Below are 16,067 nucleotides of genomic sequence, written 5' to 3'. Positions count from 1 at the left end.
AAGGAGATAAGCGCATGGAACGAGAAGCAATGGCCGACATCGTAGTTATAGGAGGAAGCACGGGAGGAGTTGCGGCGGCGCTGGCAGCGGCGAAGTCGGGCAAAACCGTTATCATGACCGAGGAGACGGATTGGATCGGCGGTCAATTAACGAGTCAGGCGGTTCCGCCTGACGAGCATCCCTGGATCGAGTCCTTCGGCTGCACCCGGAGCTATCGCCGCTTTCGCGAGGATATCCGCGCTTATTACCTTGATGCCTTTCCACTCACGACAGCGGCGCGGGAGAACGAACAGCTAAACCCAGGTGGCGGTACGGTCAGCCGTTTATGTCACGAGCCACGCGCGGCGCTTGCCGTTTTGGAGCGTCAGCTTGCTCCTTATGTACATAGCGGTAAGCTGACGATATTGCGCCGCCATGTTCCAGTAAACGCCCATTGCGATGGCGATACCATCGTCTCGGTGACGGTTAAAAGCTTGGACAGCGGAAATACGGTGCTGCTGAAGGCTCCATATTTTCTCGACGCTACGGAATGCGGCGACCTGCTCCCGCTGGCAGGCGTGGAATACGTCACGGGTGCGGAAGCACGTGAAGAAACCGGGGAGCCTCATGCTGTAGAAGGAGAGGCGCTGCCGCAAGATATGCAGGGCTTTACCTATTGCTTCGCCATCGATTATCTGGAAGGCGAGGATCATACGATTCCAAAGCCAGAGCTTTATGATTTCTGGAAGGAATACAAGGCGGATTTCTGGCCGGATCGCCTGCTAAGCTGGACCGGCGTCAAGCCGGCAACGATGCAGCCGGTTCAGTACGGTCTTTTCCCTGGCGAAGGCGCTTTTTCGCTGTTCAAATATCGTCAAATCGCTGAGAAGGAGCACTACGTTCAAGGGACTTACAACAGTTCTATTTCGCTGGTCAACTGGCCGCAGAACGATTATTGGCTGGGCTCTATTATCGATGTGAAGCCGGAAGATAGGGAGCGTCACTTAAGCGAGGCGAAGCAGCTCAGCCTGTCGCTGCTTTATTGGATGCAGACAGAGGCTCCTCGCCCGGATGGGGGAAAAGGTTACCCAGGGCTAAGGCTTCGTCCCGATGTGGTGGGGACAGAGGATGGGCTTGCCATGTATCCGTACGTTCGGGAGTCACGCCGAATCAAGGCGGAGTTTACGATTCTGGAGCAGCATGTTGCAACGGAAAGCCGTCCTGACGGCCGTGCTGAATATTTCTCGGATTCAGTGGGCATCGGCTGTTACCGCATTGATCTGCATCCCAGCACGGAAAATCAGCCCTATATTGATATATCGTCGCTGCCGTTCCAGATTCCTTTGGGCAGTCTCATCCCGGTAAGAGTGAACAATCTGCTTGCTGCTTGTAAAAATATCGGAACTACTCATATTACAAACGGCTGCTACCGGCTTCATCCGGTGGAATGGAATATTGGCGAGGCAGCGGGCTATTGTGCAAGCTTCTGCTTGGATCGCGGCTTGACGCCAAGCGATGTCCGCTCTTCGGAGACAGAGCTTGCCGCTTACCAGAGGTTTCTGGCTGCTGAGGGCATCGAGCTGGCATGGCCTTCGCTGCGTGCAGTTTAAACTAAATTAACTAATGAGGAGAAAATCGCAATGAGCAATCCTATTCGAATTGGCGTAATCGGAGCTGGCTCCATATCAGAAATGCACTTTGGCTCCTACAGCAAAAACGTGGATGCCGTGCTGGTCGCTGTCTGCGACTTGAAGGAAGAACGGGCGAAGGCAAAGGCGGAGAAATATAACATTCCTAACGTTTACACCGACTACAACGAGCTGCTGGCGAACCCCGATATTGATGCGGTCAGCATCTGTACTTGGAACAACACCCATGCGGAGATTAGTATCGCCGCTCTGAAGGCAGGCAAGCATGTGCTTTGCGAGAAGCCGCTTAGCAAAACGGTGGAGGAGGCACGAGCGGTTGAAGCGGCTGTCAAGGAATCCGGCAAGACGCTGCAGGTAGGATTTGTCCGCCGCTATGCCTCCAATACGCGAATTGTAAAAGCATTTTTGGACAATGGTGAAATCGGCCCGATTTATTACGCCAAAGCTTCATGCATACGCAAGCTGGGCAACCCTGGAGGCTGGTTCGCTGATGTGGAGCGCTCCGGCGGCGGTCCGCTGATCGATATCGGCGTTCACGTCATCGATCTTTGCTGGTATTTGATGGGCAAGCCCAAAGTTAAATCCATTAGCGGCAACACCTACAACCGTTTAGGCAACCGCTCCAATGTGAAAAACTTGAAGTTCTACAAGGCAGCCGATTATGATGCAGCACTGAACACGGTTGAGGACATGGCCAATGCGCTGGTACGCTTTGAGAACGGGGCGTCGCTGCTGGTTGATGTCAGCTTTACGCTGCATGCGAAGCAGGATGAGCTGACGGTAAAGCTCTATGGCGAGAAAGGCGGCGTCGAGCTGGAGCCGGAGCTGACTTTAATTACAGAGAAGTATGACACGATTCTGAACGCCACGCCGCAAATTGACAATCTCTCATTCGAATTTGTGCAGGGCTTCCAAGACGAAATCAATTACTTTGTTGAAGTTTGCCAAGGGAAGAAAGACACGATCAGTCCAGTGCAGGACGGCGTTGAAATCATGAAAATACTTTGCGGCGTGTACGAGTCGGCGACTCTAGGCAAGGAAATCCATTTCGACTAGGGGAGGCGTGGAATCGGCATGTCTGTAAATATCGGAAATCCCATAGGCGTCATTGTAGACAGCTTTGGCGTCGGCGTTAAGGAAGGGCTGAAGAAGGCGAAGGAGGTTGGTGCGGAGGGGGTGCAAATCTATGCCGTTTCAGGCGAGATGGACCCGGCTAATCTCGGCGCTGCCGCCCGCAGGGAGCTGAAGGCTTATATTGATTCATTAGGGCTGGAAATCAGCGCGTTATGCGGCGACCTGGGTGGCCATGGCTTCCAGGATAAATCCGTTAACGAGGAAAAAGTAGAGAAATCAAAGCGGATTCTCGATTTGGCGCTGGACCTCGGCACGACCATTGTAACGACACACATCGGAATCGTGCCGGAGGACCAAGATGGAGAGGTGTTCGCTGTTATGCAGGAGGCTTGCCGCGAGCTGAATGAATATGCCAGCAGCATGAAGGCCTATTTCGCTATCGAGACCGGCCCGGAGACGGCGGCCCATCTGAAAGGTTTTTTGGATACGCTAGGTGGCAGAGGGGTATCTGTCAACTTTGACCCTGCCAATATGGTGATGGTGACGGGGGATGATCCAGCGGAAGGGGTTCGCCTGCTTAAGGATTACGTCGTTCACACCCATGTCAAGGACGGCATACGTCGCAAGGTGGTAGATCCTCGCATGGTATACGGTGCGCTTGGCTATGAGCCGATGGATCATGCCAAAATTGCGGAGATGGTGAGCACGGGACAATTTTTCCGTGAGCTGCCGCTCGGCGAAGGGAATGTTGATTTCGACAGATACTTTACGGCGTTAAAGGAGATTGGATATAATGGCTATCTGACGATCGAACGCGAAGTTGGAGATCAGCCGGAGACCGATATACGCAAAGCGGTTCAATTTATTAAGAGCTTCCGCTAGCCCCAGTTATTGAATCTAAGATTTAAGCGGGCGCTTGTTGGAAGTACAATGGAAATAACAGATTTATTCACATTTGCTGGATTGGACGTAAAGCGGTTGCTGGAGCGGCTATTGGAATAGGATGGGCTCAACAGCCTGCAAAGTTCGAATAGCCATAAGGGCAGCCGCTTCTATTTATTCTAAAATATAGGAAGTATATTCTATAGCGATATCCGTATTACCTTGTTATTTATGCAACCGCTTTAATGTATGTTCGCTTTAATGACATGAAAAGAAGATTGGTCTGATGCATTATGCCTTTCCACTCTTATTAGTTGTATTTCGTGTTATTATAGTTAACATAATTTAGATAGATAACAGTGAGTAGGTGGGAAGGAGGCTGCTTTTGCTGGTTATGTACCGCAGTCTAGCGCTTGCTTGAAGGAGAAGTTGAATAGGGAGTAATGCCGGATGCATTCCGGAAAAGATGGAGGGGGAGCTATGGAGCGCAAAAGGTTCAACTGTCGTTTGATTGTTCGGATAATAGCGTTGTTAATGGTAGCTGCGACGGTGCCAAGCTGCAGCGAGTGGGAGAAGCTTGGTCAGCCGCTGCCCACATCGCAGAGCCGCGTCGCGATTTCGATGGTCATTAACGATTTGGGCATGACATTCCCGGATGGTTCAGACGAAAACGATAATCCTTATATAAACTATATAAAGGAACGTACAGGACTGGATTTGCGGGTCAATATTCCCCCTCAGGAAGTTTATGAAGAGAAACTAAACGTCATTATGGCTTCCGGAAATCTCCCAGATCTCATTCACACTTTCAACCCGGTTTGGTTTGACGAATATGTCAAAAAAGGGGCTTTTACGCCGCTTGACGACTATATTAACGAATATGGACAAGATCTGAAGAAGTTTATTCCTGAAGAGGCTTGGGATCGAATGCGCTACGACGGAAAAATTTACGGCATTCCAAGTTTAACAGACGTGCAGGGCATCGAGTTGATGTATGTGCGGAAGGATTGGCTCGATAATCTAGGACTGCAGCCGCCTAAGACGCTGGACGAATATTATGAAGTCATGCGCGCCTTTGCTAAGGAAGACCCTGACCGGAACGGGCTCAATGATACGATGGGCCTTATTTTGCTCGAGGACATGGGGCGGACAGCGCCGTTTTTTGGCGCTTTTGGTGTTCAATTGAACTCTTGGGTGGCGCGCGATGGAAAGCTGGTTAATGGCAGTACGCTGCCGGAGACCAAGCAAGCGCTCGCTTTTCTGGCAAAGCTTTACCGGGAAGGGCTGATTGATCCGGAATTCCCGCTTAACCGCAACAATGCCTTTATCGAAAAAATCGAGAACGGAAAGGTCGGCATGTTTTCCGCGACTTGGTACGATACGCGCGGACCCATTGCGGCAAGCAAAAAGAAAGATCCCAAGGCGGAATGGATTCCGCTGGAGTATCCCGTCGGACCGGAGGGGCACAGCGGCGTATATAACAAGGATTTAATCCGCGGTTACAACGTGGTGCCGGTCGGTAAGAAACATCCCGAAGAAGTGGTAAAGCTGCTTAATTTCATCGTGGGAGAGGGCAGGGAGACGTTGAAGCTTGGTTTTGAAGGCAAGATTTGGTCGATGAAAAATGGGAAAATGGTCACCGATTTTGTAGAGCATGACAAGCATTTGTACAGGGGCATCTACCAGTCGCTTGTCGATGTCATTGATCCTGTTATGGCTAAGGCTCGGTTGGATTCGCTCGGCGACTTTCACTTATACGATAATTTGCAAATGATTGAACAAAATTTAATAAAAAACGAATTTTTCGGAATTCCGACACCGGCGATGAGCAAGTATGCCGGACATTTAGAGGAGCTTGAGAGCATTTTTACACAAATCGTGATGGGCATCGTTTCGCTGGATGAGTTCGACAGCTTTGTGGAGGAGTGGTACCGCGAGGGTGGCGCAGAGGTTACAGCGGAAGTTAATCAATGGTACGAAGCCCGCTTGAGCGCCGGAGGGGGGAGATAAGCATGAGAAATCCCGTCAAATGGTTTCGGGATCGCTTTTCCCGCAAAATCCAGTTTCGGCTAACCTGCTATTTTATGTTGATTTTGCTGCCGCTCGTCTTGGTAAGCCTATTTGCCGTTGATCGCTCCCGCAGTATTCTGCATGACCAAGCGGTGGAGCGGTCCAGTACGGTACTGAATTCAGCTATGGACTATATTGATTTGACTTTGCAAAATGTGGAGGAGATTTCGACGCTGATTGCAACAGACCCTGTGTTTATCAAGCTGCTTGCAGATAACGGAGCGGAATTGTCGCCGCTCTCTATCGTCGATTTTTCGATGCTGCTGAAGCAGCTGTCGAATGTAAACTCTATTAATCATATCGTATCGCAAATATCCTTGTATCATCAGCCCTCCCACATGATGATTTCGACGAATTATGGAGGGAGAAGGCTGAGTAGCCCAGAGCAGCAGCAATGGCTTGAGAATACCGCCATTACTAGCGGGACGGAAATCACTTATCTGCTGGCGGAGGAGCCGATTGCCGGCAACGCGACCTTCGGCAGCTTAATTAATACCGATAGCGTATCGCTGCTGCGAACCATGGATTTGTACAACAACAATCGCAGAGCGGATGTAGTCATTATTACAGTGGACAAAAGCAAGCTGATCAATCTGATGAAGTCGCTGCTCCCATCGCCTTCGGCTACCATTTATTTGCACAGCGATACCGGCAAATTGATTGCCGGGACAGGCAAGCTCGACGGCGCAGAGCATACGCTTGCGGAGGGCGGGGGCATGCCTGGCCTTCCCCGTACGACGGATGCGGAGATGACGGTGTCTATCGATTCGGAGTATTCCAAATGGCGGCTGACGCTGATTCAGCCCAAAAAAGAGCTGTACGCCAAAACAGATCAGCTACGATTGTATACGTTAGCTATTATTTTCGTAAGCGTCCTTCTGGCGCTGGGCATATCCTGGCTTGTTTATATCGGTATCGCTTCTCCGGTAGATAAGCTGTTCAAGGGCATGAAGCGTCTGGGTACGGGAAATATGAATGTGCATCTGGAGAATACACGGCACGACGAGCTGGGTTATTTGACGGAAGCGTTTAATCGGATGGTCGTAGACCAGAAGCGGCTAATTGAAGATCATTACGAGCAGCAGCTGAGGCTGGCCAAGACGGAGCTTCAATTTCTGCAAACCCAGATTAACCCTCATTTTTTGTATAATACGCTGGATTCAATTAACTGGACAGCTAAAAATTACGAGGCGGATGAAATTAGCGAGATGGTGCTGAACTTGTCGCGTTTTTTCCGTCTAAGCCTGAACAAGGGCAAGGATGTATTTACGATTGACGAAAGCTTGTCGCATCTGCATTATTACATTCGCATTCAGCAAATCCGTTACTTGGACAGCTTTGAGGTGGAATACGACATTCAGGAGGATTGCCGCCCCATCCCGATTCTGAAGCTGCTGCTGCAGCCGCTTGTGGAGAATGCTATCCTGCATGGGATGGAAGGGAAAACGGAAGGCGGAAAGCTTGTTATTTCCGGCCGAATAAAAGATGGAGAGGCCGTTCAGGTCACCGTAAGCGATAATGGTTCAGGGATGAGTTCGCAGCGACTAGCCTATATTCAAGAAGAAATGAAGCGGCTGGGACAGCGCGAAGCGAATCTGTTTTCGCTGGAGGACGAGGAGACGGGTGACCTGTTCGGCCTGCGCAATGTAATGACTCGCATTAAGCTTTATTACGGCAAGGAAGCTGAATTGATTGTCGAAAGCGTGCAAGGACATGGAACCTCGGTCACCATTTCGCTGCCGCTGGATCAATGCAAGGAAAGTTTTCGTGCTGTAACTCACCATACTCTGGAAAAAGGGGAGCGATCCGCATGAATTTAATGATCGTTGAGGATGAACTGCGGCTTAGGTTGGGATTGGCTAATAATATTCCATGGGAGGAGCATGGCATTGAGGTCGTCGGACTGGCTGCCAGCGGGGTAGAAGCGCTGGCATTGATCGAGCGGAAGCGACCCGATATCATGCTGATTGATGTCCAGATGCCGGAGATGGATGGGCTGACACTGGTGAGGAAGCTTAGGGAATATCCAGACAACGGTGTACAGCTGAAACTGATTATATTAAGCGGACATGACAACTTTGGCTTCGCTCAGGATGCTATCGCTTTAGGGGTTTCCCAGTATTTGCTGAAGCCCGCGGCTGAAGAGGAAATATTGGGCGCCGTACTGGAAGCGGCAAAGCAGCTGCGAGACGAGATGGAGCAGTGGCGCGAGCAGGCAGAGCTGAAGGTAAAGTGGCGTGAGCATCTTCCCCATTTGCAAAGCAGTTTTATTCGGCAGTGGGCAGCAGGCGACTACGACGATAGCGAGGTGCTGCGAAGAGGTGCGGAATATCAGATTGAGCTTGAGGAGTCCGACCGGATCGCAGTTGCGGTGGTGGATATTGACCCGCTTCCGCAAGGGGATGGCTGCTTTCGCGCGGAGGATGCTCCAATGTGGCGTTTCTCATTGCAATGTCTGGCGAGAGAAATGCTGCCCGCCTCCTGTTGGGTGTGCCCTGATCATCAAGGGTACACGCTCCTTGTTTTTGTGCTGCGGCGCGAGGAGGAGCCAGGAGACAGCGCTTTGCGCGTACAGGCATCGGTCGTTCAATTGCTGTCGCGCACCCGGGAGACGCTTGGTCTGACAGCGAGCGCAGGCATTTGCGCTGCGGCTGGAGGGATTGGCAGCATGAGTGCGCTGTATGCCGAAGCTTGCCGTGCCTTGCAGGAGCGTATTGTATACGGCTGCGACATCGCTATTCCTTACCGCGAGATTGGCCGTAAGGAACAGGGGGTTCAGGTACAGCAAGGATTGGAGAAAGCGCTGGAGATCGCCATGGAAACCGCTGACGAGGCCAAGGCGCTGGAGGCTTTGCAAGGATTGTGGGACAAAAGCCTAGAGTCCGTGGAGACGGCGGAAGAGGTCCATGAGGCCGTCCTTTATTTGAGCAGCCTGTATATCCGTATGATTCAGAAGCAGGGCTGGCGAATTGGCTGCGTCGCAGGAGAGGATATGATTTATTTCGAGAACATCAGGCTGCTGGCGACGAAGGAACAGATTAGGGCCTGGCTAGTCCGCTTGACTGGCCGCATCTGCGATTACCTGCAGCAGCAGCGGAAAACGACGAGCAATGGAGTGGTTCGCTCCATTCTGTCTATCGTCAATCAGGAAATCGATCAGGATATTACGCTGCATACGGTCGCAGATCGCCTTTTTATCAATTCATCTTACTTAAGCCGGCTGTTTAAGCAGGAGACAGGAGTACCTTTTTCGACCTATGTGCTGGAGCGCAAGATGGAACGGGCCAAATCCGTTCTGCAGAATGGGGGCAAGGTGTACGATGCCGCTCGTCTCGTGGGCTACCGGGATGTGAGCTATTTCACCAAGGTGTTCCGTAAATATTGGGGCGTCAACCCAGGTGGAGTTAAAGCGTGACAGCTGCGCCTAATTAGGTGGCGTGCAATAACCAAAAAAATTAAAAGAGGGTGTCTCAAAAGTCATAATTGACTTAGGGACGCCCCTTCTTCATTTTGTAAAACTATATTTCTTTGTTTTGATGCTATTTTGATAAGTCTTCAACACCATTCTCCGCGATCAACGCCCAGCTATCCTGCACAATTGCAGGAACTTCGCCCATTTTAGCTGTGTTGGATACTTATGTTGTATTTATGCAATAGCTTGCAATATGATCTGCCATTTTAGCATTTAAAGAGTGCTTATACTGCAGGAAATACAATATAGCTACACGTAACTATGAGAAAGATGCCGCTATCCTGCGAATATGCAGTATAGAAAATAATGAAGAACAATGTAGAAGTGCATACTTGCCGGATTAGAAAGGGGGATATCCAAAAAGGGTGAATCGGTGTGAGAGAATCCCATAGTGTGCGCAAAAGAACCTTCAAAACCACTACGAAAGTGAATCTGAAGGTTCTTTTTTGCTAGCATATTACGTGAAAAGTGGAGGCTGAATGATTCGGGAATTGCTTTACGGGCAGCCCTTTTTTTATAAAAAAATTTATAGCTCTTACACAATGAAGTCGACTTCTATATCACCCGTAAGGGTTTGCCATCAAAGAACGGCGACAGCCGTTACACCTTGTTTATGAAGAAATCAAACATCAAAGTACCAGAAATAGTAATGGCATTACTCTACCAACCCTGAGCGCTGGATACTACAATTTTAGGTAGAAAGCATCAAATCGAGGGGGAATACGATGAAAAGCGCAACGGCACCACTGGATAAGCCCCAGGCTAAAAACAATTATGTCAAACGGCTTGCTGCCGATGTCAAACGGGATTGGGATTTATATGCACTTCTTGTCCCTGGAATTTTGTTTCTTTTGCTCTTCAAATATGCCCCGATGTATGGCATTACCATCGCCTTTAAGGATTTCAATATCTTTGATGGCTATGACGCTAGCCCGTGGGTGGGATGGAAGCATTTTGCCAAACTGTTCAACTCTCCTGATTTTCTGCATGTTTTTCAAAACACCGTTATTATCAGTTTTCTGAAGATCGGTATCTTGTTCCCGCTGCCGATTCTCATTGCCCTGCTGTTGAATGAGATCAGGCGGATGTTGTTCAAGCGCGCGATTCAGACCGTTATCTATTTGCCACATTTTCTGTCCTGGGTTATCGTAAGCGGTCTATTTATCGACATGCTTTCCAGCAACGGCGGTTTGGTCAACAAGGCAATGGGTATGATCGGCATGGAGCCGATCTCGTTTTTCCTGGACAACAGCGTGTTCCGAGGTGTTCTGATTACCTCAGCGGGCTGGAAGGAGACGGGGTGGAGTACCATCGTGTATCTTGCGGCCTTCGCCACGATTGATCCTGGCTTGTACGAAGCAGCCAAGATTGACGGAGCGGGGCGGATGAAGCAGCTGTGGCACATTACGCTGCCTGGCATCGCACCCATTATACTGCTGATGTTTATTCTAAGGCTCGGCAGCATTCTGGAGGCTGGCACAGAGCAAATTCTCGTCATGTACAATCCCACAGTATACAAGGTATCAGATGTCATCGGCACCTATGTGTACCGAATGGGCCTCGGCAATCAGGACTACAGCTTTACGACCGCTGTTGGCGTATTTGAATCCGTTATTGCCTTCACGCTCGTCTTGGCGGGCAACGCGCTTAGCCGCAAATACCTGCAACGCGGGATTTGGTAACTGAAAGGGGAGATTGCTGTGACCGTGAAAACATCGTTTTCAGAGAAGCTGTTCAATTTCTGCAACTATTTATTTTTCATACTGGTAGGTCTGACGACGCTGCTGCCCTTCGTTAACTTGATCGCCAAATCGTTCAGCAGCGAAGCGGCGGTCATCTCCGGCAAGGTCAATTTGCTGCCCATTGGCTTTCAGACCGGAACGTACATGTATGTGCTCAAGGATTCCATGTTCCTTAACTCTTTAAAAAATTCGATTCTTTTGGCCATTGTGGGGACGGCGTTAGGATTGTTCCTCACGACCATTACGGCGTATCCATTATCTCGCGTTCAGCTTCGAGGCAGAAAATGGTTTCTGCTGATGTTTATTTTCACAATGCTGTTCAGCGGCGGCCTGATTCCTACCTACCTGCTCATGCATAATCTTGGACTGGTAAATCAGTTTCCTATTCTATTCCTGCCGGCGGCCATCAACGTGTTCAACATGCTGATTATCAAAAATTACTTTGAAGGGCTGCCGGACGGGCTGGAGGAGTCCGCCAAGCTGGACGGAGCAAGCAACATCCGAATTTTATTCTCCATTGTTTTGCCGCTGTCGCTTCCTGTGCTGGCAACCATTGCGCTATTTTTCGCGGTGGCGTTCTGGAACGACTATTTTACATCAATGATCTACATTACCAATCAGGATTTCAAACCGCTGCAGCTGTATCTGAAGGAACTGTTGGTATCCTCCAGCAGCGAGTTTTTGAAGGATAACGTGGACGCGGCGCTGAACACAACGCCCCAGTCCATTCAGGCAGCTTCAATATTGCTAGCTACGCTGCCGATCCTGATGGTTTATCCGTTCTTGCAAAAATATTTTGTCAAAGGTGTGCTGGTAGGTTCGGTTAAGGGTTAAACCTATCGGCATGAAAGGCGGTGATGCTGTCAGCTTGTCAAGATAGCGGGCAATGGAAGGGTAATGCAGTTTGACTTTAAAACACATATTCGGGAGGGTACTCTATGAAAAAAGGTTCTTGGTTGGCCATAGTCCTTGTATTTGCTCTTGCTCTTGCCGCATGCGGCAACAATTCCACTCCAGCTCCGGGCAGCGGCTCAGGGGGAGATGGCGAAGGCAATCCCAAACTTACGATGCTGATGCAGTACAGCCTGTTCGATCCGAACGCAGACCCGGTTGCTAAAAACATAGAAGATGCGACCGGCTACAAGGTTACCTATGAAATGCTTCCGGCGGAAAGTGCCGACGAGAAGCTGAACTTGATGGTTGCGAACAAGCAAAACTTCGATATCATGAAGCTGGGTTCTGCCCAGTTCTACAAGCTGGCAACAGCGGGCGCGCTGGAGCCGCTGAATGATCTGATCGAAAGCCATGGCCCTAACATCAAAGCGGCGATTAAGGAAGATTCATGGGAAAGCGTTACGATTGACGGCAAAATCTATGCTATACCGGAGACTGGCTCTGGCATTAGCGTAGGCGAGGAGCTCGTTGTCCGTCAGGATTGGATGGAAGAACTGAGCTTGAAAAACCCGACAACACCGGATGAGTTGTATGAGGTGTTGAAAGCGATCAAGAAAGCCAAAAACATTGTTCCGTTAACGGGCTCAAAGGATTCTATCTATGGAGATATTGCAGCAGCATTCGGCGTGCTGAACGACTGGAACGATGTGGATGGCAAGCTGCTGCATAAAGCAGAGCTTCCGCAGATGAAGGAATTTTTGGCTTATATGAACAAGCTGTACAGCGAAGGGCTGCTGGATTCGGAAATGCCGATCAATACGAGTGCGAAAGCGATTGAGAAGTTTTCCAGCGGCAATGCCGCAATGATCAAGCTGGCTTGGTGGAGTGCTTCTAGCGCAGAAGCTGCCCTTGTCAAAAACTTCCCTGAAGCCAAAATCGGCATTATTCCATACTTAGTTGGCAAGGATGGCAAATCATCGATTGGCGTTAACCTGGCAACTACTTGGTTTATTGCGATACCGAAGATATCCAAGCAAAAGGAGCATGCGATCAAGCTGCTCGATACCAAGCTGAAGAAGGATATCTTCATAAAGCTCGCCATTGGCGAGGAAGGCGTTCATCACGAAGTGAAGGATGGAAAATATTATCCCATTCTGCCTAAATTCAATGATGACTTAACCAATGCAAGCTCCTACATGACCGGGGTTAATGAATATGATTATCCGGCTTACTGGCAGGCACGCGTTCGGAAGGACCCTGTGCTGCAAAGCTACTATGAGGCGTTTCAGGAAAACGCGGCGAAAGGCAATATTGTCGTTGATCCGATGTCGATTGCGCCGCCAATCGATGCGGTATCCAAAAACAAGCAAAAGCTGACGAAGCTGCTGGACGACACGGTGCTAATGTATATCGCAGGTGCGCAATCTAGAGACAACTACGATACCTTCCTTTCGCAATGGATGGCCGAAGGCGGCGCAGAATCCGTCAAGGAAGCGAACGAGTGGTATCAAACCATTTCAAAATAATGGCTTGCCTATAGACGTAGGCTTGATGGCAAAGGGGCAGCTGCGAATCGCAGGTGCCTCTTTGTCGCCCAGGCGAAATGCCTAGCATAATTGACTGAGGGGGAACAGAAATGAATGAACCATTTAAGCCGCATAAAGGCAGTGAGGTTGATATGCTTGCTATCCATGCCCAAGTGGAAGCTGCGCCAGAGGATATTACGATTACATTAGAAGGGCAGCGGCACGCTATAACGGCTGTCAACACCATTCCGGTGGCCGAAGAGTGGCTTGTCTTGTTTACAAGCGCATGGGGGGAATCGGTCACTGTTCCTGAGAATGGCGTTGCGGTGCAGGTGGGAGCAGGCGGCTTGGTTTTACGCGTCGTTAATGAAGCGCCTGTCGGCTTTGCCCCGGCCTGGTCGGGCCCAACGATACTAGACATCCCTGAGGATGGTTACGTGCTTCTTGCCCTTGATCCTTTGTATGCTCCGGAAAGCAGCCGCTTCTTTTTGTCTACCTGCTTTAGAAAAGGAGACCGTATCAAGCTGCGCAAGGATGGTGCGGTGACTGATCATCACGGGCTGGCAGGCGCTGCTGATCATGAATTCAGCCTTTATTTGAACCATCCATCCGTTTATACGGAAACGCAGACTGTTACTACAGTTAGCGGTAATGTGAGCGGCGGAAATGCAGGCGAGTTTCCGGCGCTAATGGTTAATGGTGAAGCTGCTGTGGTAGACGAGCAGGGTGCTTTTGCCCATAAACTGAAACTGGCGCTTGGCGTCAACTTTGTTGATGTGGAGATCAAAGCGGGGAACGAAACCCCAGTTGCTCGAAGCTTAGCTATTTTTTCTAAGAGCCGTGCTGAGAGGAAGCAGAGGACGATCCTTTGGATAGATCAGAGAGCCAACAGTGGGAAGCTGCAGTCTGCGGACGCTGTAAGAAAACTGCTGCAGCGAGCAAAACATGCAGGCGTTACGGATATTGCGCTTGACGTTAAAGGGGTGGAGGGGTACGTTTCTTACTTCAAAAATCCGCTGACGAGGCGTCCCCACATGAGTGAATTGGTAAACGCTAAGCAGAGTACTCCTTATCCAAAGCTGGATTTGCTGCAGATTTTTATAGAAGAGGGGCATCAGCTTGGTCTAGCTATTCATGCATCCATGAATGTATTTGCAGAAGGCTCCATTGTACGTGGTCAATATGCGATTTTAAATGAGCATCCTGAATGGGAGGAAATGGTTTACAAGCATCAAGATGAAGGCGTGATCAAGCGGCAGCGAGACAGCTCGGCTCCGGGCTTGGTTGCATTTGCCAACCCGCTTCATGAGAAGGTGCGCGAGCATCAATTGGCTGCTTTCCGGGAAGTGATGGCCGGCTATCAGGTGGACGGCATTATTTTGGACCGGGGCAGATACGACAATGAAACGGCGGATTTCAGTCCTTTGGCATGCAGCCGCTTTGAGGCATATTTGGCGGAAAGGGGCAAGCGGCTTCATCGTTGGCCAGAGGACATATTCGATTATCAAGGCAATACGAGAATAGATGGTCCGTTGATTTTGGACTGGTGGGCTTTCCGTGCAGGCGTCATTACCTCTTTTGTTGCGGAGGTCAAGGAGATGGTGGACGGTCATAAGCGACAAACGGGAAGCGATGTTTTGTTATCTGCCTACGTGGGGTCTTGGTTTGATACCTATTATGTCAACGGTGCAAACTGGGCCAGCCCGGATTTTCAATATGACAGCCGCCTTCAATTTCAGGAGGGCTCCGTCTATACCAAGGACTACCGAGGCACTGGATATGTCAGGCACTTGGATTTCCTCATGATTGGTACGTATCAGGATACGCTGGCCGAGGTGGAGAAATATATGGCGCTTGGCAACATTGCCACAGGTGGAGAAGTTCCGGTATATGCGGGCATTTCCCTTAATCAGATGAATAGCGCCGAGCGGCAGGGTGAGGTATTTCGTTCGGCTTTCCGGTACACAGACGGGCTAATGCTGTTTGACGCCTCGCATACCGATTGGGATATGCTTAATCAGTCTTTAAAAGTTATGGAGGCGCGCAGGTAGCTTCTTCAGAAGCCTACCAACATATGGTATAATGACTAGCATAATGCGAAGGAGGAACCATATGAATCTAGCGAATAAAATAACGATTGCTCGTATTTTATTAATACCTGTGTTTATTTTATTTTTTCCGATATACCCCGAGTGGTTAATCAGCAAATCAGAATTTTTTCTACATATAGATACCTATGGCATTTATTATGCCGCAGCATTATTTATACTCGCTTCAGCGACGGATAAATTAGATGGACATATCGCAAGAAAATATAATCAGATTACGAATCTTGGCAAGCTGCTCGATCCGCTGGCAGACAAGCTGCTAATATCCGCCGCGTTAATATTAATGGTAGGCGAGCAGATGATTTACAGCTGGATCGCAGTTGTGATTATCGGAAGAGAGATTATTATAACGGGCATTCGAATTGTTGCCTCATCTCAAAAAATCGCCTTGCAAGCCGACCAATTCGGCAAAATTAAGATGGTCTTTCAAGTTGTTGCGATTTCAGCGGTGTTGTTAAACCATCGTCCGCTCAGCTTTTTGACAGCGATTCCTGTTGATCAAATTTTGATGTATGTTGCCTTAGCGTTGACCATCCTATCCGGAGCTAACTACATCAAAAACAACTATCGCTTGCTGCAGTAGAAATAAAAGTAGAGTAGAACGATTAAACCTATCCCATTTAAAATACAGCGGCAGCGATGGACGAGATGAAACAGTCCAAGACTGCCGC

The 16,067-nt window shown here is 49.5% G+C and carries 11 protein-coding genes; all 11 read left to right on the top strand.

Translation table 11 applies throughout. From position 1 onward, the window contains the following. Positions 1 to 14 precede the first annotated feature (14 nt). Positions 15 to 1,589 (top strand): FAD-dependent oxidoreductase, encoded by a 1,575-nt coding sequence (locus AC1DOV_RS25535; RefSeq protein ID WP_441884942.1) that lies wholly within the window; start codon positions 15 to 17, stop codon positions 1,587 to 1,589. A gap of 30 nt (positions 1,590 to 1,619) precedes the next feature. Beyond that, complete coding sequence (locus AC1DOV_RS25530) at positions 1,620 to 2,684, top strand: Gfo/Idh/MocA family protein (protein WP_441884940.1); 1,065 nt, start codon at positions 1,620 to 1,622, stop codon at positions 2,682 to 2,684. Positions 2,685 to 2,702: 18 nt separating this feature from the next. Continuing rightward, complete coding sequence (locus tag AC1DOV_RS25525) at positions 2,703 to 3,584, top strand: sugar phosphate isomerase/epimerase family protein (RefSeq protein ID WP_441908599.1); 882 nt, start codon at positions 2,703 to 2,705, stop codon at positions 3,582 to 3,584. Between the two features lie 480 nt (positions 3,585 to 4,064). Then, the gene (locus AC1DOV_RS25520) at positions 4,065 to 5,594 is read left to right on the top strand and encodes an extracellular solute-binding protein (RefSeq protein ID WP_441884936.1); all 1,530 of its coding nucleotides are present in this window, start codon (positions 4,065 to 4,067) and stop codon (positions 5,592 to 5,594) included. A gap of 2 nt (positions 5,595 to 5,596) precedes the next feature. Next, entirely contained in the window at positions 5,597 to 7,468 is a 1,872-nt protein-coding gene (locus AC1DOV_RS25515) for a cache domain-containing sensor histidine kinase (protein WP_477551339.1), read from the top strand. Continuing rightward, positions 7,465 to 9,069 (top strand): response regulator transcription factor, encoded by a 1,605-nt coding sequence (locus AC1DOV_RS25510; protein WP_339204794.1) that lies wholly within the window; start codon positions 7,465 to 7,467, stop codon positions 9,067 to 9,069. Before AC1DOV_RS25515 ends, AC1DOV_RS25510 begins: the two co-directional genes overlap by 4 nt. Positions 9,070 to 9,851: 782 nt before the next feature. Beyond that, positions 9,852 to 10,808 (top strand): ABC transporter permease, encoded by a 957-nt coding sequence (locus tag AC1DOV_RS25505; protein WP_441884929.1) that lies wholly within the window; start codon positions 9,852 to 9,854, stop codon positions 10,806 to 10,808. Positions 10,809 to 10,832: 24 nt separating this feature from the next. Beyond that, entirely contained in the window at positions 10,833 to 11,702 is an 870-nt protein-coding gene (locus tag AC1DOV_RS25500) for a carbohydrate ABC transporter permease (protein WP_477551338.1), read from the top strand. Between the two features lie 104 nt (positions 11,703 to 11,806). Further along, positions 11,807 to 13,288 carry an extracellular solute-binding protein gene (locus AC1DOV_RS25495; RefSeq protein WP_477510705.1) on the top strand — a complete coding sequence of 494 codons (1,482 nt, stop codon included), beginning with the start codon at positions 11,807 to 11,809 and terminating at the stop codon, positions 13,286 to 13,288. Positions 13,289 to 13,398: 110 nt separating this feature from the next. Next, entirely contained in the window at positions 13,399 to 15,339 is a 1,941-nt protein-coding gene (locus AC1DOV_RS25490; protein WP_477551337.1) for a family 10 glycosylhydrolase, read from the top strand. A gap of 61 nt (positions 15,340 to 15,400) precedes the next feature. Further along, positions 15,401 to 15,979 carry a CDP-diacylglycerol--glycerol-3-phosphate 3-phosphatidyltransferase gene (gene pgsA / locus AC1DOV_RS25485; protein ID WP_441884921.1) on the top strand — a complete coding sequence of 193 codons (579 nt, stop codon included), beginning with the start codon at positions 15,401 to 15,403 and terminating at the stop codon, positions 15,977 to 15,979. Positions 15,980 to 16,067: the final 88 nt, after the last annotated feature.

Source organism: Paenibacillus sp. 01T47, assembly GCF_056398245.1.
This window is presented reverse-complemented; position numbering and strand designations above follow the sequence as displayed.